The organism is Flavobacterium sp. (genome assembly GCF_046153165.1).
In the GTDB taxonomy this organism is placed as follows: Bacteria; Bacteroidota; Bacteroidia; order Flavobacteriales; family Flavobacteriaceae; genus Flavobacterium.
In genome coordinates this window covers 41942-64460 of sequence record NZ_JBJXEN010000070.1, presented here as the reverse complement: position 1 = coordinate 64460, position 22519 = coordinate 41942, and the positions used below count along the sequence as shown (strand labels likewise).

Annotated in this window: 21 protein-coding genes and 1 tRNA gene; 4 read left to right on the top strand and 18 right to left on the bottom strand. The window is 32.0% G+C overall.

What is annotated here, in order from left to right; all coding sequences use genetic code 11:
- Positions 1 to 114 precede the first annotated feature (114 nt).
- Positions 115 to 187, bottom strand: a tRNA-Met gene (locus ACKVOV_RS08115).
- Positions 188 to 391: 204 nt separating this feature from the next.
- Here ACKVOV_RS08115 and era point away from each other — a divergent pair.
- Positions 392 to 1273, top strand: coding sequence for a GTPase Era (gene era, locus ACKVOV_RS08110; RefSeq protein ID WP_409206260.1), 882 nt, complete (start codon positions 392 to 394; stop codon positions 1271 to 1273).
- Positions 1274 to 1283: 10 nt separating this feature from the next.
- On the opposite strand, the gene ACKVOV_RS08105 is transcribed toward era, so the two are convergent.
- The 6 genes from ACKVOV_RS08105 to ACKVOV_RS08080 all read right to left on the bottom strand — a co-directional run bounded on the left by ACKVOV_RS08105 (position 1284) and on the right by ACKVOV_RS08080 (position 7603).
- Complete coding sequence (locus tag ACKVOV_RS08105) at positions 1284 to 1781, bottom strand: hypothetical protein (protein WP_409206259.1); 498 nt, start codon at positions 1779 to 1781, stop codon at positions 1284 to 1286.
- Between the two features lie 232 nt (positions 1782 to 2013).
- Positions 2014 to 2790: an ATP-binding cassette domain-containing protein gene (locus ACKVOV_RS08100; RefSeq protein ID WP_409206258.1), complete on the bottom strand. Its 777-nt coding sequence runs from the start codon at positions 2788 to 2790 to the stop codon at positions 2014 to 2016.
- Position 2791: 1 nt separating this feature from the next.
- Positions 2792 to 3823, bottom strand: a complete 1032-nt coding sequence (locus tag ACKVOV_RS08095) for a FecCD family ABC transporter permease (RefSeq protein WP_409206257.1) — start codon at positions 3821 to 3823, stop codon at positions 2792 to 2794.
- The gene (locus ACKVOV_RS08090) at positions 3810 to 4688 is read right to left on the bottom strand and encodes a hemin ABC transporter substrate-binding protein (RefSeq protein WP_409206256.1); all 879 of its coding nucleotides are present in this window, start codon (positions 4686 to 4688) and stop codon (positions 3810 to 3812) included. The genes ACKVOV_RS08095 and ACKVOV_RS08090 overlap by 14 nt, the downstream gene beginning before the upstream one ends.
- A gap of 78 nt (positions 4689 to 4766) precedes the next feature.
- Positions 4767 to 7019, bottom strand: coding sequence for a TonB-dependent receptor (locus ACKVOV_RS08085; RefSeq protein WP_409206255.1), 2253 nt, complete (start codon positions 7017 to 7019; stop codon positions 4767 to 4769).
- Positions 7020 to 7096: 77 nt separating this feature from the next.
- The gene (locus ACKVOV_RS08080; RefSeq protein ID WP_409206254.1) at positions 7097 to 7603 is read right to left on the bottom strand and encodes a hypothetical protein; all 507 of its coding nucleotides are present in this window, start codon (positions 7601 to 7603) and stop codon (positions 7097 to 7099) included.
- A gap of 143 nt (positions 7604 to 7746) precedes the next feature.
- Between ACKVOV_RS08080 and der the strand changes: the two genes are divergently transcribed.
- A complete protein-coding gene (der, locus tag ACKVOV_RS08075) occupies positions 7747 to 9057 on the top strand; it encodes a ribosome biogenesis GTPase Der (RefSeq protein WP_409206253.1) in 1311 nt (436 codons plus the stop codon).
- A gap of 56 nt (positions 9058 to 9113) precedes the next feature.
- Positions 9114 to 9905: an SDR family oxidoreductase gene (locus tag ACKVOV_RS08070; protein WP_409206252.1), complete on the top strand. Its 792-nt coding sequence runs from the start codon at positions 9114 to 9116 to the stop codon at positions 9903 to 9905.
- Positions 9906 to 9948: 43 nt separating this feature from the next.
- Here ACKVOV_RS08070 and ACKVOV_RS08065 read toward each other — a convergent pair whose 3' ends face one another.
- From ACKVOV_RS08065 to ACKVOV_RS08045, 5 genes are all read right to left on the bottom strand, one after another.
- Positions 9949 to 10749, bottom strand: a complete 801-nt coding sequence (locus ACKVOV_RS08065; RefSeq protein WP_409206251.1) for a TPM domain-containing protein — start codon at positions 10747 to 10749, stop codon at positions 9949 to 9951.
- Complete coding sequence (locus ACKVOV_RS08060; RefSeq protein ID WP_409206250.1) at positions 10749 to 11186, bottom strand: TPM domain-containing protein; 438 nt, start codon at positions 11184 to 11186, stop codon at positions 10749 to 10751. The genes ACKVOV_RS08065 and ACKVOV_RS08060 overlap by 1 nt, the downstream gene beginning before the upstream one ends.
- Before the next feature lie 70 nt (positions 11187 to 11256).
- Positions 11257 to 11850 carry a LemA family protein gene (locus ACKVOV_RS08055; protein WP_409206249.1) on the bottom strand — a complete coding sequence of 198 codons (594 nt, stop codon included), beginning with the start codon at positions 11848 to 11850 and terminating at the stop codon, positions 11257 to 11259.
- A gap of 61 nt (positions 11851 to 11911) precedes the next feature.
- Positions 11912 to 12244 carry a MerR family transcriptional regulator gene (locus ACKVOV_RS08050; RefSeq protein WP_409206248.1) on the bottom strand — a complete coding sequence of 111 codons (333 nt, stop codon included), beginning with the start codon at positions 12242 to 12244 and terminating at the stop codon, positions 11912 to 11914.
- Entirely contained in the window at positions 12244 to 13221 is a 978-nt protein-coding gene (locus tag ACKVOV_RS08045; RefSeq protein WP_409206247.1) for a M23 family metallopeptidase, read from the bottom strand. Before ACKVOV_RS08045 ends, ACKVOV_RS08050 begins: the two co-directional genes overlap by 1 nt.
- A 327-nt stretch (positions 13222 to 13548) precedes the next feature.
- Here ACKVOV_RS08045 and alaS point away from each other — a divergent pair, with 327 nt between their 5' ends.
- Complete coding sequence (alaS, locus tag ACKVOV_RS08040) at positions 13549 to 16191, top strand: alanine--tRNA ligase (RefSeq protein WP_409206246.1); 2643 nt, start codon at positions 13549 to 13551, stop codon at positions 16189 to 16191.
- Between the two features lie 44 nt (positions 16192 to 16235).
- On the opposite strand, the gene ACKVOV_RS08035 is transcribed toward alaS, so the two are convergent.
- From ACKVOV_RS08035 to ACKVOV_RS08010, 6 genes are all read right to left on the bottom strand, one after another.
- Positions 16236 to 16619, bottom strand: coding sequence for a RidA family protein (locus ACKVOV_RS08035; protein ID WP_409206245.1), 384 nt, complete (start codon positions 16617 to 16619; stop codon positions 16236 to 16238).
- Positions 16620 to 16623: 4 nt separating this feature from the next.
- The gene (locus ACKVOV_RS08030) at positions 16624 to 17463 is read right to left on the bottom strand and encodes a DUF3667 domain-containing protein (protein ID WP_409206244.1); all 840 of its coding nucleotides are present in this window, start codon (positions 17461 to 17463) and stop codon (positions 16624 to 16626) included.
- The gene (locus ACKVOV_RS08025; protein WP_409206243.1) at positions 17433 to 19178 is read right to left on the bottom strand and encodes an ABC transporter ATP-binding protein; all 1746 of its coding nucleotides are present in this window, start codon (positions 19176 to 19178) and stop codon (positions 17433 to 17435) included. Before ACKVOV_RS08025 ends, ACKVOV_RS08030 begins: the two co-directional genes overlap by 31 nt.
- Before the next feature lie 114 nt (positions 19179 to 19292).
- Positions 19293 to 20579 (bottom strand): glutamate-1-semialdehyde 2,1-aminomutase, encoded by a 1287-nt coding sequence (gene hemL / locus ACKVOV_RS08020; protein ID WP_409206242.1) that lies wholly within the window; start codon positions 20577 to 20579, stop codon positions 19293 to 19295.
- Between the two features lie 32 nt (positions 20580 to 20611).
- Positions 20612 to 21478, bottom strand: a complete 867-nt coding sequence (locus ACKVOV_RS08015; RefSeq protein ID WP_409206241.1) for a glucosaminidase domain-containing protein — start codon at positions 21476 to 21478, stop codon at positions 20612 to 20614.
- Positions 21471 to 22400 carry a 1-aminocyclopropane-1-carboxylate deaminase/D-cysteine desulfhydrase gene (locus ACKVOV_RS08010; protein WP_409206240.1) on the bottom strand — a complete coding sequence of 310 codons (930 nt, stop codon included), beginning with the start codon at positions 22398 to 22400 and terminating at the stop codon, positions 21471 to 21473. The genes ACKVOV_RS08015 and ACKVOV_RS08010 overlap by 8 nt, the downstream gene beginning before the upstream one ends.
- Positions 22401 to 22519 lie beyond the last annotated feature (119 nt).

Here is a 22519-nt window from a genome sequence, read left to right as displayed (position 1 = left end):
AAAGTTACATTTTTGTCAACTTCAAGTAACTTTCTGTATTCGATAACTCTTTTCATACCAATGTTTAATAATAATATTTAAAAAAAGCCACTCTTTTCAGAATGGCTTGCTTAGTAGCGGGAACAGGACTCGAACCTGTGACCTTCGGGTTATGAGCCCGACGAGCTGCCTACTGCTCTATCCCGCGTTGTTTCGAGTGCAAATATACAACCAATTTTCATTCGTGCAACAAAAATAGTAAAAAACTTTTTATTTTTTATATTTACTTGAATTTTAATGCTTTAGCTTATTTTTTAATATCTAATGTTATAGTACTTATATAATTAAGATTTATTTTTGTTGCGACTATTAACTTGATATGACTACCTTTGCCAAATAAAATACAATATAAATGACACATAAAGCAGGTTTTGTAAACATCATAGGAAATCCAAACGTTGGAAAATCGACGTTAATGAATGCCTTTGTTGGCGAACGATTATCAATTATTACATCAAAAGCACAAACTACCCGTCATAGAATTCTTGGAATTGTAAATGGAGAAGATTTTCAGATGATTTTATCTGATACGCCAGGAATTATTAAACCAGCATATGAAATGCAGGAGTCGATGATGAATTTTGTTAAATCTGCTTTTGAAGATGCTGATGTTTTGATTTATATGGTCGAAATTGGCGAACAAGATTTGAAGGACGAGGCTTTTTTTAATAAAATTATTAATGCAAAAATACCTGTTTTATTACTTTTAAATAAAATTGATACTTCAAATCAGGAACAACTGGAAGAGCAAGTGGCTTTCTGGACAGCTAAAGTTCCTAATGCAGAAATTTTCCCGATTTCGGCATTACAAAATTTTAATGTGCCAGAAGTTTTCGATAGAATTATAAAATTATTGCCAGAATCTCCAGCTTATTATCCTAAAGATCAGCTTACAGATAAGCCTGAAAGATTCTTTGTAAACGAAACAATTCGCGAGAAAATCTTACTACATTATAGTAAAGAGATTCCGTATGCAGTAGAAATTGTTACCGAAGAATTTTTCGAAGATGATAATATTATCCGTATACGTTCCTTAATAATGGTAGAACGTGAAACCCAAAAAGGAATTATTATAGGTCATAAAGGAGAAGCTTTAAAGCGAGTAGGAGTAGAGTCTCGTGCCGATTTAGAGAAGTTTTTTGGAAAGCAAATACATATCGAATTATATGTAAAAGTGAATAAAAACTGGAGAAGTAATGTGAATATGTTAAAACGTTTTGGTTATAATCAATAAATTTAAGATTTTAAGATTTTAAGATTTTAAAAAAAATGGATTCTAATTCATTCATTTGTTCGTTGCCTTTCAAACGTATTTGTTTACCAATAAAATAGAGCAACAACCAAACGAAAACCATTAATAACATCACAACTAGATTCATTGTAGTTGGTATTTTTAAGACATAGTTAGAGTAGGCAATGGCGGAAAACATGACAAAAACCCCTGCCACAATAAAATGAAGAAACATAAAAAATGTCCATAAAGTAGGATCAGGTCCGAATAATCCTCTGATATGTGTTTCGTTATTGTCTTTAGGTTCTAATTCTAGGTGTAAATGTGGTGACCAATACTCTCGCTTTGAATCAGGTATGTTCATCCAAATGTGATTGTGTTTTGTTTTTAGAGAGCAATCTTCAGAAAAATTAATTTTATAATTTTCGAATTTTTGACGCACAGTATCTATGTTTTCTTGAACATCTTCATAAAAACGCAAACGAAGCCTTATTTCATTTTTAGTATCCATAACAACAACTTTTTAGTTCTAAAATATAAAAAAATATTTAAAAATGGCAAAAAAAATTACACTATACTGTTTAACACTATCTTTGCAAAACAATAAAATATTTTATTATTTGATTTTTAGTATGTATTTTTATTCTAAAATCACCATCTAAAATAAAAAAGAGTTTCTATTTTTGATTGCATTATTTTAATAAAAAAAATCTAAATTAGCTCATGTTCAAACCAATATGGAATTAAAAAACTAATAGAATAGAGTCTTCAATGTTATGTATTACTGGTTTTAACTGGTAAGCTTGGTAAATATTTTCAGGTGTTAAAACGGAGTATTTATCTCCCGAAGCTAATATTTTTCCTTCATGTATTAATGTGATTTTGTCGGCAAATTTTGCGGTCAAATTCAAATCGTGAAGCACACCAATTATTACAATATCCTTTTGTTTAGCGAGTTCAGCTATTTTGTACATAAAATCATATTGATAGTGTATGTCTAAAAAGGTTAACGGCTCGTCCATAATTAAATACCTACAAGTACCAGCTATAGGTTGCCAAATTTGAGACAATACTCTCGCAAAATGTACTCGTTGTTTTTCGCCACCGCTTAATGTCATAAAGTTTCTGTCGGCAAATTTAGTCACATCAAAAAAATCCATCACTTCTTTGCATACTATTTTGTCATTTTTGGAAGGAATACTTTTAAAATGAGGATATCTCCCCATCATAATAATTTCTTTAACTTTCAGTGGGAAACTAATTTCTGTGTTTTGAGAAAGTACTGCTCGAATTTTAGCCAATTCCGACAAATGAATTTTTTTACTTGATGTGCTTTCGTAATAAATAGATTCTTTATTTTTTAGCTCATATTGCCCACTAATAAGTTTTACCAATGTTGACTTTCCAGCACCGTTAGGACCAATTATTAAATTGATTTTCCCTGCTTCAAATGTTTCATTAACAGTGTCTAAAATTACTTTTCCATCAATAGAAAAAGAAAGGTTATTAATGCTTAGCATATTAAAAAAAATAATTTTTCTTCCTAAGAAGGATTATAAAAACAGGAACTCCTATAATTGAGGTTACAATACCAATAGGTAATTCGGCGGGACTAAGAATAATTCTTGCTACAAAATCAGATAAACATAATATGATACCACCTACGATAGCTCCATAATAAATTAAGTTTCTATTGTCTGAACCTATCGTAATTCGAAGTAAATGCGGCACAATTAATCCCACAAAACTGATGACACCTACAAACGAAGTTGCGGTGGATACCATAATTACGTTAAGTAATAAAACGCTATTTTTTAAATTTTTAATATTTACTCCTAAATGCTTGGCTTCGTCTTCGCCTAGTATGAGTGTGTTTAGTTTTTTTGCTTGATAATAAACCAGTGTAATACAAAATATAGTGGTAATGCCTACAATGATAACCGAACTCCAATTGGCTCCCGATAAAGTACCTAAATTCCAAAATGTTATAGACCTCGCTTGCGGATCTCTAGCAATGTATGACATGAAACCAATGCCACTAAGAAATAAAGCATTTACAGCGACACCTACTAATAATAATAATGGAATAGAATTTTTCCCTCTTTGATTAGATTTAGACAACACAAAAACAAGTGCGGTTCCTAAAATACCTCCAAAACAAGCGATGATAGGTAATGACCATTCGCTTACATTTATTTTTAACGTACTTCCTAAAACAATAAAAAATGCGGCGCCAAATGCGGCACCACTCGAAGTTCCAATCATTCCTGGTTCTACGATTGGGTTCCTAAACAAAGATTGGGTGAGTACGCCACCTACAGCAAGTGTGGCACCTACGGTAATACTCAATATAGTTCGAGGTAATCGAATGTCTAAAAATATTCTTTCGTTTAATGTAAGGTTATCGGAGTTACGAAGTTGCTTTGCTAAAGCACTAATAATTTCATCTAAAGAAATATTTACAGCACCATATCTAGCTGAAATAATAACAACTAATAATAGTGCTGTAATAAGAATACAAGATAAAAATAAATGCTTATTATTTAGCTTCATCTTTATGAATTAGATTCTGAATTAAAAGTACATTTTTTCCGGTTCTTGGTCCAAGATATACTAAATCATGCTCTTCAATTCTGTAAATTCTTTTATTTTTAAAGGCTTTAGTGCTTCCCACGCCAGGTAATTCTTTAATTTTATCTAAAGATCCACCTAGTTTATCGTATCCAAAGTCAGTTAGTAAAATTACGTCAGGATCTGAAGCAGCAACTAATTCAGGTGATAAGTGTCTCATGCCTTTTTCATCATCTATCGATAATTGTCCGCCAGCCCATTCGACCATTTTAGCTCCAACACTTTTATTGGTCATTACTAAATACACGTTGTTGGCTTGGCCGTAATGAATCACTAAAACTTTAGTTTTGGTTTTGTATTTTTTGGCTTCGGCTAATGCTTTGTCCATATCTTTAGCTAAGTTGTTGCACAATGAATCTGCTTGTTTTTCTTTATGGAAATAACTCCCCATTTCATGAATTAGCGAATCAACTCCTACTATGGATTTGCTGTATTCTCCAAATTCTTTCATAGGAATTTTTAGCTTTTTTAATTGTGTAACTACATGTTCTGGACCAATATTATTGTCTTCGATAATTAGAGTTGGCTTATTAGCTAATATCGCTTCGGCGCTCAATGCTCTGTGATATCCTACTGTAGGAAGTTCTTTTGCTTCGGGCGGAAAAGTACTCGATACATCCACCGCAATAATGTCTTTTTGTGCACCAAGAGCAAAAGCAATCTCGGTATATTGTTTAGCAATACAAACAATACGAGTTGTATTGTCTTGTTTTTTGTCTTCGTTTGAAAAACGCTTGCAACTAAAAATTGTAATTAGTAAGGCAAGAAGTAGAAATATTTTTTTCATATGTAAATAATATTTATTTTCTGTAGATTTTAAAAAATAAGAGCGACTTATAAACTAAGTCGCTCTTAAAAAAAATATTTAGAAAGTATATTTAAGATTTAAACCTCCAAAGAAAGTAGCACTACGAGGAGCTGGCAAATAAGCATCTGGCAATTGATTTACGAAAATCATTTGAGCAAATTGCGTATTCGTAGCATTACTAACTCCTGCCGAAGCATCTAAAGTTAAATGATTCAGGATAGTTTTTTGAAAACCTAATTTAGCATTCAATACACTATAACTTTTAGCAGTTGAAACCTCTATGTTTGGATTAGAAGCTAATTCTGGTACATAAGCAAAATTCGTTTTATCTCTGTAAGAATAAGTCGTGTTACCGTAAATTCCTATTTTAGTAACAAAATCAAGACCTGCATTAAATACAACTTTAGGAGTACCTAAAACTGACATTCCAGAAAAATCATATGATCTGTTATAAGTTCTTTGGAAAACATAATTTTTGTATGTAAAATCAGAATAAGTAGTGTTTACAAAAGGAGAAAGTGATTTTAAGCAACCATTTTCAGATTTTATAAGGTCATATTTTACTGAAACTTCAATTCCTTTGTGTACTTGACTTCCTGCATTTGTAACATATGAATATAAAGTAGCAGTATTAGTTGCATTAGGAACAGCTATGTTGGTCATTTTATCAGAGAACGTTGTTTGGAACGCTGCCAATTGATAGTTTAAACGATTGTCAAACAAGTTTCCTTTAGAACCTACTTCAAATTGAGTTCCTATTTCTGGGCGTAAATCGCTATTAGCTTGATTTGTAAATGGTATAAATAAATACGAACTCACAGGTGCTTTGTATCCTTTGTTATAAGACGCATAAACGGAAACCACTTTATTAAACACTTTGTTAATAGCTACTTTTGGTGATAACATATCTTTGTAAGAAGCACTAAAATTTAAAGGTGTTGGATTAGGTTTTACTATAACAGCTCCTGGTACTAATGCGTTAGTTGAATTTACGAATGGATATCTGTCTGATGAATTAATTCCCATATAACTTGAACTGATACCCGCAGTTAATGAAAAATCAGCAGGAAGTGCTAAAGTCCATTCAGTGAATACTGAATTGGTTTTAGAAATTACATATACATTACTTCTCATCACTCCAATGGTGTTGTATCCGTCTGCATTTACAGAACCTTGGCTTACACCTCCAGGACCCATAGGATAACCTATTGTCTGAGCATTTTGTTGTTGCATTTCAACACCTGTAATTCCAGATAATTTTAATTTGTCGCTCAAATCAAAGTTTAAATTAAAACTAGAACGCAAACCATAGTTTACAGGCAATTTGTCTGTCCAACCACCAGCAGAACTTACATTACTGCTTATTCCTGTTCCAAACAATGAAGTATCATTACTTACATTTTTATTAAATCTGTAAGAATGGTTTAAACCTGCTCTAAAACTAATTACATTCGAATGTGCATCATTTTTTATATAAGCTGGATTTCCTGAGTAATCAAGAGTTTCGTATTGCTTAATGGATAATTCTCCATTTCGTTCGTCATAACTATTGCTGTAACCTAAGTAAGCGTTTATTTTTTGTCTGTCGCTTAGTTTAAAATCAGCAAACGCATTCATAAAATCTTTATGAGAAGCTGTGTGGTCCATAAAACCATCGTATTTCTGTTTACCATAGTTTACTAAAAACGAAGATTTTTCACCACCAATTTCTAATTGTGTAGTTAATCTCTGCAAACCATAACTACCAAATAAAGAGTTTTGTGAAATTGATGTTTTTCCTGCTTGAGGCATCATAGTTTTTAAGTTTACAACTCCAGCAATAGCAAGACCATATAAAGAACCGGCTGGTCCTTTTAAAACTTCTACACTTCCAATGCTGTTAAAGTCGATATCGTCCATTAAGGTAATTCCTTCAGCATCAGTAAGTGGTATATTATTAAGATAAACTTTTACTCCTTGTGAATCAAAATTACTATTGGTGCCATTAGTTCCTCTAACACCATTGCCATAACCACGAATGTTAAACGTTTGCCCAGCCGAAACTGTTCTTCTTTGCATAAAAATACCAGGAACATTAGCGTTTAAGGCATCTTCAAGAAACAAACCATTACCTCTTTTTAACTCTTTAGCTTCTATTTTAGAAATAGATTGAGGTTGGTTTAATATAGATTTATTTGTAACAGAAGTTGCGGTAATTTCTACCTCTTGTAATTGACTTGATTTAATACTATCGTTTTTAACTTCTTGAGCTATAGACGATATAGATTGAACGATTGTAGCAACAATCGCTATTTTTTTTGTAAAATTCATTTTCATTTTATGATTTATTTATACATAGATAATTAAATAGAAATACTATAAATGTAGAATTCTATTGTTTTGAGCTATTATGTTAAAACTAAATCAGGAGGAGGAATATGTATTTGTTGTGGTCTTTTTATAAGATTCTGATTCTTGTAAAAAGTATAAAAAGAAAGGTTATTAATATTTAAAAAACAAACTTTGTTTTCGGGAACTGAAAAAAAATATAATAAAACTTTATTTTTTGAATCTATTTTGTTTTTCTCATTTTTGCTTTTTTTGTTGTAATCTTTTATTTTATGTAATAATTTATTTTCTTTTTCATCCTTTACAATGCGAAGAACTACAATAGATTTTGTTTTTTTTAATGATTGAATTTCATACATTTTTTCATTAATCCAGATTTCTTTATCGGATATGTTACTCCTTTTATAATCCGCTATCGAAATTGTGATTTTTTGAGACTCTTTATTAATTAAGTCAATTCTAGCTTCATTTTTTATATAAGATTGCTGAATATCATAAGCCAAAAGCATCACGCCAGAGTGATTAATAAGTATGGTTACAAGTAATATTAAACAAATTTTTTTCAAAAAAATAGAAATAAAATTATATATAGAATTTGCAAATATATTTAAAAAATTATATGAGTCTTGCAAATATAAACTTTATTTAAACTTTATGTAAGCTTTAATGGCTTAATTGGTTAACTTTGCAAAATATTTGAAAAAGCATTATGAATAACATTGTAGCTATAGTAGGAAGGCCTAACGTAGGAAAATCGACACTTTTTAATAGGTTGATACAGAGAAGAGAAGCGATTGTCGATTCGGTTTCGGGAGTAACTCGTGATCGTAATTATGGTAAAAGCGAATGGAACGGAAAGGAATTTTCAGTAATAGATACTGGTGGTTACATTAGAGGTTCAGACGACGTTTTTGAAGGAGAAATTCGTAAACAAGTGGAATTAGCCATCGACGAAAGTGATGTAATTATTTTTGTTGTCGATGTAGAAGAAGGTATAACTCCAATGGACGATGCGGTTGCTAAAATGTTACGTAAAGTAACCAAGCCAGTTTTGCTTGCCGTAAACAAGGTAGATAACGCTATGCGTGAAAAAGATGCTATCGAGTTTTATAACTTAGGATTAGGTGAATATTATACTTTTGCTAGTATTTCTGGAAGTGGGACAGGAGATTTGTTAGATGCTCTTATTGATGCTTTTCCTATAAAACCGTTACCAACACAAGATGAAATTGTATTGCCTCGTTTTGCAGTGGTAGGTCGCCCTAATGCTGGAAAATCTAGTTTTATAAATGCCTTGATTGGTAAAGAACGCTTTATGGTTACCGATATTGCGGGTACTACTCGTGATGCTATTGATACAAAATTTGACCGTTTTGGTTTCGAATTTAACTTGGTAGATACAGCAGGTATTCGTCGTAAAGCTAAAGTAAAAGAAGATTTAGAATTTTACTCCGTAATGCGTTCCGTTCGTGCTATCGAACACGCCGACGTTTGTATCTTAATTATCGATGCGACTCGTGGTTTTGAAGGTCAAGATCAAAGTATATTTTGGTTGGCTGAAAAAAACAGAAAAGGAGTTGTTATCTTGGTAAATAAATGGGATTTGGTCGAAAAAGATACGATGTCAACTCGTGATTATGAAACTAAAATTCGTGAAGAATTAATGCCGTTTGTAGATGTGCCTATTCTTTTTGTGTCAGCTCTTACAAAACAACGTTTGCTAAAAGCATTAGAAGCAACAGTGCAAGTTTATGAAAATAGACAGCAACGAATTCCTACATCAAAATTCAATGATTATATGTTAAAAATCATCGAAAACCATCCGCCACCAGCCTTGAAAGGGAAGTTTGTAAAAATTAAATATTGCATGCAGTTGCCAACACCAACACCACAGTTTGTGTTTTTTGCTAACTTACCACAATATGTAAAAGATGCTTACAAACGTTTCTTAGAAAATAAAATTCGTGAAAATTGGGATTTTTCTGGAGTACCAATAGATATTTATATTAGAGAAAAATAATTTTTTTTAATATTCATTTAAAGTTCATTAAGTTTACTACTTAATGAACTTTTTTTATGAAATCAATCAATAACAAAATAGTCTGGATTACTGGAGCGTCATCTGGAATTGGAGAAGCATTAGCTTATGAATTAGCTAATAATAAAAACTGTAAGTTAATACTTTCTGCCAGAAATCAAGAGGCTTTAGAGTTTGTGAAATCGAAATGCAATACCGAAGTTGTTTTACTTCCTTTTGATTTGTCCGATTTCGGTCATGCCAAAAATCATGCTGAAAAAGCGATTGCTGCTTTTGGAAAAGTTGATGTGTTAATTAATAATGGAGGAGTAAGTCAACGATCACTTCTTATAGAAACTGATTTTGAAGTAGATAAAAAACTAATTGAAGTTGATTATTTAGGAACAGTTGCTATTACCAAAGCAATTCTACCACATTTTATTCAAAACCATAATGGACACTTTGTGACAATAACAAGTCTAATGGGTAAATTTGGGTCGCCTTACCGCTCTGGTTATTGTGGTGCAAAACATGCTTTGCATGGCTTTTTTGATGTCTTGCGAATGGAACATCAAAAAGATGCTATAAATGTGACATTAGTTTGTCCCGGATTTATTCAAACCAATGTAGCCAAAAATGCTTTAACGGCTAATGGATCTAAACAAAACATAGACGATAATGCTACCCAAAACGGAATGGCAGTATCTGTTTTTGTTAAAAAATTAGTAAAAGCTGTCGAGACTAATAAATTTGAAGCTTATATAGGAGGAAAAGAAATTTTAGGAGTTTATCTGAAAAGATTTTTTCCAAAATTTTTACATTATTTTGTTTTGAGGAGTAAAGTAAGATAATTGGAAATGGATTATTATGAAAAAGTATAACTAAAAAAATAGTTTACCAACTTCCGCTACTTCCGCCGCCAGAGAAACCTCCACCACCGAAACCTCCACCAAAACCTCCGCCACCAGAGAAACCTCCTCCAGACGAACCTCCAAAACCACCACCACCACTTCGTCCCATACTACTTAAAATAATTATGTCGAGTAGGCTAGGTGTTCTGCCAATTCCGCTTCCGTTTCCTTTGTTGTTTTTGGAGATAATAATTAATATAATTATGAAAAGAATAATAAAAAAGACAATAGGAATTCCTCCGCCATCATCTTTATCTCCTTTTCGAGTTCCTTTGTACTTTCCTTTAAAAACATCAAAAATAGCATCGGCACCTTTATCCAGCCCTTTGTAGTAGCTTCCTGCTTTAAATTCAGGGATAATAATATTTCTAATAATTTCCCCGCCAATTCCTGCAGTTAATCGATCTTCTAGTCCGTAACCAGGATTAATGGCAATTTTTCTTTCAGCTTTAGCTAATAAAATAACAACACCGTTGTCATCCTTTGCTGTTCCGCCAATTCCCCATGTTTGTCCCCATTTTGTAGCAAGTTGACTAACATCTTCACCTTTTAAACTTTCAATAGTAATCACTACAATTTGAGTGGTGGTAGAATCGGAATATTTAATTAGCTTTTCTTCTAATTGTGATTTTTCTTCTGCACTTAAAATATTTGCATAATCATAAACTGAAGTCTGAAATTTGGGAATTTCTGGTATAGTAAATTGTGCAAAACCAATTTGTGTAAAGAAAAAACAAACCAATATTTGGAACAAAAAGGGAGTATTCTTTTTAAGTAAATTCATTATCCTCTAGATATTTCGTTAGATAATTCATTTGTATCATCATCTTGATACGGGAAATATTTTTTGAGTTGTTCACCGGCTTTAAGAATACCATCAACTAACCCTTGTTTGAAATTTCCATTCTGAAAATGATTTGCCATAATATTTTTAGTAGATTCCCAGAAATCGCTAGGAACAACTTTGTTTATACCATCGTCGCCACAAATAGCAAATTGCTTACTTTTTACAGCAATATATATTAAAACGCCATTAGAATCTTTAGTATTGTACATCTCTAATTCGTTAAAAACTTCTACTGCGCGATCATAGGCTACAGTAGTTATGTTTTTTTCTAAGTGTACACGAATTTCGCCAGAAGTATTTTTTTCGGCCATACGAATGGCTTCAACAATTTCTTGCTCTTCTTTTTTAGTTAAAAATTCTTCTACTTTTGACATTTTGTTATTAATTTAAAAATCATTTACCGCGAATTTTAGAAAATTCGCGGTTTAATTTTTTATTGTTTTTTTAGAATTTTACTTCAACTGGTTTTTCAGCTCCAGCCACAGATTGAAAATATGCTTTTTCTTTGAAACCAAACATTCCTGCAAATAATGAATTTGGGAAAGTTTTGATGTGTGTGTTGTAAGGTTTCACAGCTTCATTAAAACGAGTTCTAGCAGTTAAAATCTGATTTTCAGTACTAGCTAATTCATCTTGTAGTTTTAAGAAACTTTGGTCTGCTTTCAAATTAGGATATTGCTCAACAGATACTAATAATCTTGATAAAGAACTACTCACTCCGCTTTGTGCTTGATTAAATTGTGCTAATTGTTCTGGAGTAATATTTGATGGATCAACCGTTACAGAAGTTGCTTTTGCTCTAGCTTCGATAACTGCTGTTAATGTTTCTTTTTCATGCGTTGCATAACCTTTTACTGTGTTTACTAAATTTCCGATAAGGTCATTTCTTCTTTGGTAAGACGTTTGTACATCACCCCAAGATTGCTCTACAGTTTGACCTAATGTCACGGCAGTATTGTTAATTCCTTTAACCCAGCTATAAATTCCAAAAATTAGAACAGCTCCAATAATCCAAGGCAAAAATTTTTTAAAATCCATTTTATTTGTTTTTAAAGTTAGTTTCTTTTTAATTAGTCGTTTGTTTTATAATTCGTTACAATTATAATTCATTTTTAATACTCAATAATTGTGCCTTAACAGTTTCTAGTTTGCTAATAATATCAAACTTGTCTAAAGTTTTTTTTTGATCTTCTTTCAAATGAACTTTTGCACCTTCTAATGTAAAACCACGTTCTTTGACTAAATGAAATATGAGTTGCAAATTTCTCACATCTTCAGGAGTGAACATTCGGTTGCCTTTCGCGTTTTTCTTGGGTTTCAGAATATCAAATTCTTTGTCCCAAAAACGAATAAGCGATTGGTTTACATCAAACGCTTTAGCAATTTCTCCCATGCTATAATATCTCTTATCTTTAGGTAAATCTATATGCATTAATCCAGAGATTGATTTTCTTGTGTTGCTAATTTAGCAATAGCAGTATATTCTACCGCCGAAATATTTCCGTAATAAAAATTAATCGGATTGATAGCGTTTCCGTTTTTATGAACCTCATAATGGCAATGTGGCGCTTCACTACGTCCAGTGCTTCCCACAAATCCTATAATATCTCCACGGTTTACATGTTGTCCTGCCCGTTTATTGTATCTGCTTAAATGTGCATATAAAGTTTCATAACCAAAACCATGCTGAATTACAATATGGTTTCCAAAACCAGAAGCAGTATTATCGGCTCTTTCTATAACGCCATCACCTGTTGCAAAAACAGGAGTTCCTGTAGGTGCTGTAAAGTCCATGCCTTTGTGCATTTTCCTAGCTTTGGTAAACGGGTCGCTTCGGTATCCAAAACCAGAAGCCATATGTTTCAATTGTTCATTTTTTACTGGCTGAATAGCAGGAATAGAACCTAAAAACTTCTCTTTTGCTTTCGATAATTTCAAAATTTCATCAAGCGATTTCGATTGCATAGCGAGTTGTTTCGAGATCAAATCGACACGCTCAGATGTATTGGTTACCAATTGTTCGTTATTATAACTCAACAATTGTTTAAATCTATTTTCTGTAATAATTCCTTTCTTTTTAGGCATTTCAGAAATAGGAGCGTTATTAAAATATACTCGGTAAATATTATTATCACGATCAGCAACACTAGCTAAAACGGCATCTAATTCGTCTATTTGTTTGTTTAAAATAGTGTAATTTAATTTTAAATTCTCATTCTCTCGAGCCAGCAATTTGTCTTTTGGAGTTTCAAAGTAAGGAGTGTTTAGCAACACAACAAAACACAAAAAACCAAACAATGCTGACGCTACTAAAAATAAGGCGATATAGCCAAAACTTTTCGCTTTTTTAGTTTTTATTTTCCGATACGCTAAATTTTCGGCATCGTAATAGTATTTTACTTTCTTCATATCTTAAAAATATACTATTTTTGCAGTCATTATTACAAAAGTAACAAAATATTAGACTAACTAATGTATAATTTGTTTCAATTAGCAAACAATTTTTTTATTAGTATGTGCCTAATCCAGCTATTTGTTGCAAGTTCTCGTTTAGAAATATTTTTTTCTACGAGCCATCAGGAGCTTCCGTTGGTCGCTCTGCCAGCTCAAGAAAAAATAAATTTCTAAATCTCGAAGCTTTTCACTGCTATCTGGGGCAAAAGAGATTGAAAGATTAAAGTATTGAAAAATTCAATCCTAAATAATCTTTTAATTTTAAATTTTTAAATTAAGAAAATGACATCAAAAGAAATCCGCAAGCAATTCCTTCAATTCTTCGAATCAAAAGGGCATCTTATCGTTCCATCAGCACCAATCGTTCTTAAAGACGATCCAACCTTAATGTTCAACAATTCAGGAATGGCGCAATTCAAAGAATATTTCTTAGGAAATGGAACGCCAAAAAGTCCAAGAATTGCTGATACTCAAAAATGTTTGCGTGTGTCAGGAAAACATAATGATCTTGAAGATGTAGGTTTCGATACTTACCACCACACGATGTTCGAAATGCTAGGAAACTGGTCTTTTGGTGATTATTTTAAAAAAGAAGCCATCAATTGGGCTTGGGAATTGTTAACTGAAGTCTATAAAATTCCAAAAGAAAATCTTTACGTTTCTGTTTTCGAAGGAAGTAAAGAAGATAATGTGCCTTTCGATCAAGAAGCTTGGGATATCTGGAAAGGATTAATCGACGAAGATCGAATTATTTTAGGAAATAAAAAAGACAACTTCTGGGAAATGGGAGACCAAGGACCTTGCGGACCTTGTTCAGAAATTCATGTCGATTTGCGTACTGATGCAGAAAAAGCTTTAGTTTCAGGGAAAAGTTTAGTCAATAATGATCATCCTCAAGTAGTTGAAATCTGGAATAATGTATTCATGGAATTCAACCGTAAAGCCGATGGTTCTCTAGAAAAATTACCAGCACAGCACGTAGATACTGGAATGGGATTTGAGCGTTTGTGCATGGCGTTGCAAGGGAAAACATCTAACTATGACACCGATGTTTTTACGCCACTTATCGAAAAAGTAGAACAAATTACGGGATTAAAATATACTTCAAACGAAGTTAAAAATATATCTGAGGAACAAAATAAAACCAATATTGCCATTCGTGTTATTGTCGATCACGTTCGTGCTGTAGCTTTTGCTATTGCCGACGGACAATTACCTTCTAACACAGGTGCAGGTTATGTAATTCGTAGAATTTTGCGTCGTGCCATTCGTTACGGATTTACGTTCTTGAATACCAAAGAACCTTTTATCAATAAATTGGTAGAAGTTTTGGCGAATCAAATGGGTGAATTTTTCCCAGAAATAAAATCACAACAACAATTGGTTACTAATGTAATTCGTGAAGAAGAAGCTTCTTTTTTGAGAACATTGGATCAAGGATTACAATTATTAGACAAAGTTGTTGCCGAAACAAAAGGAAAAGAAGTATTGGGAGCAAAAGCTTTCGAATTGTATGATACTTTCGGTTTTCCAATCGACTTAACGGCTTTAATTCTTCGTGAAAAAGGCTACGAATTAGATGAAGCTGGATTTAATGCAGCCATGCAAGAACAAAAAAATCGTTCACGTGCTGCATCAGAAGTTTCGACCGAAGATTGGACAATATTAATTCCAGGAAATGTGGAAACATTTGTAGGATATGACCAAACAGAAAATGATGTAAAAATCACTCGTATTCGTAAAGTAGATTCTAAAAAAGATGGAATTTTATACCAAATCGTTTTAGACAACACACCATTTTATCCAGAAGGAGGAGGTCAAGTAGGAGATAAGGGAACCTTGGTTTCTGCAAATGAAACGATTGATATTATTGATACTAAAAAAGAAAACAACCTGATTTTACATTTTGCAAAACAATTGCCAGAAAATATTGAAGCAGGTTTTGTCGCCAAAGTAAATACCGATTTAAGAACATCAACTTCCAAAAATCACTCGGCTACGCATTTGATGCATTTGGCTTTGAGAAACATTCTTGGAACACATGTAGAACAAAAAGGATCATTAGTAAATCCAAATTATTTGCGTTTTGACTTTTCACATTTCAGTAAAGTTTCGGATGACGAATTACGTCAGGTAGAAGCAAGTGTAAACGCACAAATCGAATCGCAATTACAGTTGGTAGAACATAGAAACATTCCAATTAAAGAGGCGTTGGACAAAGGTGCAATGGCTTTATTTGGAGAAAAATATGGAGATAATGTCCGCATGATTGAATTTGGCGAAAGTAAAGAACTTTGTGGTGGAATTCACGTGAAAAACACGGCTGAAATCTGGCATTTCAAAATCATTTCAGAAGGAGCAGTTGCAGCAGGAATTCGAAGAATTGAAGCAATTACTGGCGATGCTGTTAAGAATTTCTATACAAATCAAGAAAATACATTATCTGAAATTAAAGAAACTTTGAAAAACCCACAAGATATTTTAAAATCTGTGGCTTCATTACAAGACGATAATGCGAAGTTGAAAAAGCAAATCGAGCAATTGCTGAAAGAAAAAATTGACGGATTAAAAAATAAATTGCTTTCAGAATTTCATGAAATTAATGGAGTAAACGTTTTAGATAGACAAGTGGATTTATCCATGAGTGCTACTAAAGATTTAACGCAAGCATTAGGAAATGCAAAACCAAATTCATTTGTCGTTTTAGCTTCAATAGAAGACAATATGCCAAATATTCATTGTTATATTGCTAAAGAATTGGTTGAAAGAAGAGGTTTAAACGCAAATGTAGTAATCAAAGAATTAGGACAATATATTGACGGAAATGGTGGAGGACAACCCTTCTTTGCATCTGGAAAAGGAAAAAATGTAGCTGGAATTACTGACGCATTGAACAATGTTGCCAAAATTTTGATTCGCAATTAAATAATTTTTAATCCTCCAAGAGTTTCAAACTCTTGGAGGTTTTTTTATACAGATTTTTTATCAATCACAGCAGTAGCTTCTATCTCTATTAGCCAATTTCTATTTCCTAAAACGCTAACACCAACTACAGTGCTTGCAGGATAATTTTTAGAACCTAAAAACGCATTTCGTACTTTTCTAAAAATCGGTAAATCCACTTCTGGATTAAAATTTGCGATATACGTATTCATTTTTACCACATCTTGAAAATTGGAATTACATTCTTTTAAAAGTGATTCTAAATTTTTAAATGTCGAAATAGTTTGATCTTCTAAATCTTTTCCTTCACCAATTTGTCCTGAAATGTGTAATGTTTTGATTTCTTCAGTTTCTATAACTACAATTTGAGAAAAGCCTTCATTAGGATGAAGATATTCTTTTTTAAACATAAAATTAAAAGTTAAGTATTCCTAGGAAATACATGATAACAGCCATAAATGTGGTGAATATAAATAAAAACAACAAATGACTTAAAATAGAATTCAGTATCACTTTAGGTCTGCTTAATTTATCGAAAAATTGAATGTTTGTCCAAAAAATTAAACTTACATCTAGAAGGTATAAAATCAATCGGACTTTATTAATTTGTGGTGTTTCCTTAAAGTAATAAATGACAGGAAAAAGTAGGATATGTACAAATAAACGTTGTGAAGCTTTATACGTGTTTTGTATTAAAAGCTCAATAAAATTATAATTTTGCTTTCTAAAAAACACAAAAGTTCCAATAGTATAAAAAGGAATTGTCAATAAAGTTATCCAAGCAAAATGGGAAGTCGACCATTCATTATAATCATTTATTTTTTCAATATTATTCTCTGAAACAATTAAATGTACATCGAATAAATGACATAAAAATCCATAAATTGTTGCTAAAATTATGACTAAAGAGACGGGTTTAAAATGATGAACCCTTTTTCCTTCTATATATTCTCTGATGGTAATTCCAGGTTCTGTAAAAAGTTTTTTTGCAGAATACAAAATACCTTTGTCAAAATGCAACAAACCATGCTGTATATCGTGCCATAAAAAATGAATATCAAGTTTATGTGTTTCCGCAGTTTGTCCGCAATTGTTACAATAATGACCTTTGAATGTTTGATTACAATTTTTACAAGTTATTAACATATTGTGTAATTCGGTTTCATCACAAATATAATAAAAAACAATAGATGCAAAATGGTAGCTTTTTTTCGAGTTTGAAATTACTTCCTCTCCCCAATCTGTTGTCTCCACATGGCGTAATACAAACCTTTTTCAATCAGTAAATCTTCGTGTTTGCCTTGTTCGATGATTTTGCCTTGTTCTAGAACAAAAATCTTATCAGCATGCATAATGGTCGACAATCTGTGTGCAATAAGAACAGTAATTCGGTTTTGGTCTGAAATACTTCTAATGGTAGTATTTATTTCTTCTTCGGTAATCGAATCTAATGCTGAGGTTGCTTCGTCGAAAATTAATAAATTTGGATTTCTCAAAATGGCACGAGCAATAGACAAACGTTGCTTTTCGCCACCAGACACTTTAATTCCTCCTTCGCCAATAGTAGAATTTAGTCCGTCTTCGGCACGATTTAGTAGTTTTTCGCAACTGGCTTTGTGTAAAGCTTCCAAAAGCTCTTGATCTGTAGCATCTGGTTTTACAAATAATAAATTTTCACGAATAGTACCCGAAAATAATTGTGCATCTTGTGTTACAAAACCAAGTTGCTTGCGTAAGTCTAATAAATCGATAGTATTAGAATCGATACCGTTATATAAAACTTGACCTAACGCTGGCGGATATAAACCTACTAATAGCTTTACTAAAGTTGTTTTTCCAGCACCTGACGGACCAACAAAAGCAACTGTTTCTCCCTGTTTGATATGAAAATTGATATTTTCTACTGCTGAAAATTTTGCTGTTTTGTGTTTAAAACTAACATTTATAAATTGTAAGGAAGAGATTTGACCTATCGATTTAGGGTTTTCAGGACGAAACTCAGATTTAGCATTTAGTAAATTTTCGAAATTTTCCATCGAAACTTTGGTTTCATTTCTTGCAATAATAAATGCGCTTAATTCTTGTAATGGATTAAAAATAAAGAAGGTAAAAAACACCATCGTAAGCAAATCTCCCACTACTATTTTATTGCTAAACAAGAAATAATATAAGGTAAAAACAACAGAAGTTCTCATAAAATGAACAGTTGTCCCTTGAATAAAACTTAAGCTTCTAATGAATCGAATTTTCTCAATTTCTAAGTGTAAAATTTTATGTGTATTCGAATTTAATCGACTTTCTTCTTGTTGTGTTAAACCTAAACTTTTTACTAATTCGATGTTTCGCAAACTTTCAGTTGTAGATCCAGCGAGCGAATTGGTTTGTTGTACGATTCTTCTAGAGACTACTTTGATTTTTTTGCCTAAAAAAGAACTAATAAAAGCAATGATTGGTGCTGTTAATATGAATACAAAAGCAATACGATAATCGATTCTCGAAATGTAAACAATCACAAAAATAAACCCAATGATGGTTTGAAATATTAATGAAATGGAAAGCGTAATTAATTTTTCTGAATCGGTACGTGCTTTTTGTAATTTGCTTAGTGTTTCGCCACTTCGTTGGTCTTCAAAATCTTCATATGGTAAATCTAAAGATTTTTTAATTCCGTCGGTATACATTTCGGCGCCAGTGCGTTGAATCACTAAATTGGTAAAATAGTCCTGAAAATTTTTAGTAATTCTTGAAATCATGGCAGCCCCTAAGGAAAGACCTATCCAAAACCCAACTGCTTTTATAAAATTAAGTTCTTGTCCTTTATATTTGGCAATTCCCACACCACAATCTTGCATTAATTTACCTGTAATTATTGAGTCGCTTAAGCTAAAACAAATGTTTATAGCAGCCATTACTAAAGCAAAAAATAATAGTATTTTATGTTTTATTAAGTAAGAATATAGAAGTTTCATATTTGTTTTTTATAAGAAGTACAAAAGTAGTAAATAGATTTGCGCGATTACAAATTAATGTAAATGCGTACAAACATTCTCTATAGGAAAAGTATAAATAAAAAATTAATTATTTTATAGATTCATAGAAACCTTATCTATTGCTAGAATTGTAAAATCTAAATCTTCATAAGTTAATGCATCGGTGATGAACCAAGTTTCATAAGCAGATGGTGCAATATAAACACCTTCTGCAAGTAATCCGTGGAAGAATTTTTTAAAAGTATCGTTGTCTCCATTTTTAGCTGATTGAAAATCAAAAACTGGATGTGCATCAAAATGAACAGAAATCATTGAGCCGACTCTGTTTATAGTATGGATTACATTATTTGAAGTAAGCACTCTGGCGATTCCTTTTTCTAGATAAGCTGTTTTCTCTTCTAATCTGTTAAAAACTTCTTGATCTTCATTTAAAGCTTTTAACATAGCTAATCCCGCAGCCATAGCTAAAGGGTTTCCAGATAATGTTCCAGCTTGATAAACTGGTCCAAGAGGTGCTAAATAATTCATTATTTCGTTACGTGCAGCAAATGCCCCAACAGGCAATCCGCCACCTATTACTTTACCAAAGCAAACAATGTCTGCTTTTATATTGTATAATTCCTGAACGCCACCTTTTGCAAGACGAAATCCAGTCATTACTTCATCAAAAATAAGTAATGCGCCATTGTCGTTGCAAAGTTGTCTTAAAGCTTCTAAAAATCCTTTGTGAGGCGGGATACAGCCCATGTTTCCTGCAACGGGCTCTATAATAATAGCTGCAATCTCATTTTTATTAGCATCAAATAAATCTTTTACATTTTGAATGTCGTTGTAGTTTGCTAATAAAGTGTCTTTTGCAGTTCCTGATGTTACTCCTGGACTATTTGGTGAGCCAAAAGTTATTGCGCCACTTCCTGCTTGTATTAAAAAAGAATCGGAATGTCCGTGGTAGCAACCTGCAAATTTGATTATTTTATCTCTTTTTGTAAATCCGCGAGCCAATCTAATGGCGCTCATACAAGCTTCGGTTCCTGAATTTACAAATCGAATTTTATCTATGTTCGATACCATAGAAACTGCTAATTTTGCGATTTCAGTTTCCAATTCTGTTGGCATACCAAACGAAGTTCCTAGTTTTGCTTTTTCAATTACTGCATTTACAACTGGCTCGTAAGCATGTCCTAAAACCATTGGTCCCCAAGAATTAATGAAATCGATAAATCGATTCCCATCCTCATCATACACATAAGCTCCTTTTGCACTTTTTGCAAATATTGGAGTTCCACCTACTGATTTGAATGCTCTTACGGGTGAGTTTACACCACCTGGTATTACTTTTTCAGCTTCTAGAAATAACTGACTGCTTCTTTGGTATAACATTTGTTTTTATATAATATTAAATTTCAGCTTTACTACTTCACATTTAAGCTTTGTCCTAATGAAAGTGAATTGTCTGAAATGTTATTTTTCTTTTTTAATTCGTCGATAGTAAGGTTAAATTTTTTTGAAATTGAATACAAAGTATCTCCTTTTATAACTTTATATTGATCATTGTTATCTGCAATTTCTTCTTTCTTATCTAAATTTTTTGTTGGAAAATCTAATCCTAAAACTTCGGCATCATATTGTTGCAACTGATATCTTTCTATGAGTCCAATTAATTTATCTGGATATTTAACATCGGTTGCATATCCAGCTTTTTTAAGCCCTCTTGCCCAGGCTTTGTAATCATTTTTTGGTAATGAAAACAATGATTTATACCATGCTCTGCTGGTTAAAAAATAAGAATGATCTCGATATGATTCCTCTGCATGTTCATATTTTCTAAAACATTCTTGTAGCGCATCATCATCGTGTTTTACACTTTCACCTGTCCATTCTTTGTGACATTTTATCCCAAAGTGATTATTTGCTTGAACACTTAAATCTCCTGTTCCTGCACCAGATTCTAGAATTCCTTGTGCCAATGTTATACTTGCAGGAATCCCGTCTCGAACCATATTTTCTTTTGCGACTGCTTTAAATTGAGAGATGTAAGCTAAAACCATTTCGGTAGTAACTCTTACTTTTTGAGTAGCTTCTAAAATTTCGCTTTTAGGTTGTGTTGTGTTTTCCTTTTCAGGAATTTTTGTCAAGACTTTTTCAGTATGATTTTCAGTTTTTTGTTTGTTAACAGGTCTTTGAGTTGTATGTACAGTTTTTTTAGCCTGCATTTTTGGTTTAGAAACCCCGCAGCTTACTAATAATGATAATAATATGAAAAACGCTATTTTATTCATTTTCATCAAAAACTATTTTGGTCATTTTTTTCTTCTCTAATAACTGATTCATGCCTTTTATTCCTTGTAATCCTCCTGTGTGAATCATTAGTATCTTTGATCCGTTTTGGAAATAATTATTAGCTAATAAATTAATTACACCATAAACCATTTTCCCAGTATAAATTGGATCTAAAGGAATTTTAGTATCTATATAGAATTGGTTTATAAAATCAATTAACTCAGTGGTTACTTTTCCATAACCGCCAAAATGATAATCTGTAATTAAGTCCCAATTATTTTTTTTTGCAAAGTTACGAATTTCATCTTTCAAAAAATCACCTTTTAAGGCTGGGAATCCAAGAATTTTTTGGTTTGTATTACTGCTATTTATTATTCCTGAAATCGTCCCTCCTGTTCCTATAGCGCAACATATATAATCGAAATCTGAATCTTGATTTGTCAAAATTTCTTCACAACCAAGTATTGCTAATTCATTTGTGCCACCCTCTGGAAGTAAATAATGATCTCCATATTTATAACTTAGTCTAGAAATAAATGATTCGGAAGTTTTATTTTGATATTCTTCACGAGAAACAAACTCAAATTTCATTCCACAATTTTGGGCAAAGAGTAAAGTTGGGTTATCTTGAATTTTATCTGCCAGTTCGTCACCTCTAATAATCCCTATCGATTGAATACCTTCTTCCTGACAAGCAAACGCCACAGCTGCAATATGGTTTGAGAAAGCTCCGCCAAATGTAATAAGCTTCTTGTGATTAAGCTCTTTGGCTTTAATAATGTTGTATTTTAGTTTTCTAAACTTATTTCCTGATATAAATGGATGTAACAAATCTTCACGCTTTATAGATAACGTGATTGTACTATTTGCAACTTGAATGTTTTGATTAATTATATTCATATTCATTACAAAAATACGCATAAATACATATTTTTTGCTTTTATAGATATGAGAATTTATGTTTTATGAACAAGTATTTATAATCAAAAAAGTTGTAATTATTTATAATTCAAACATTATTTTACTTCTTTTAGATCTAT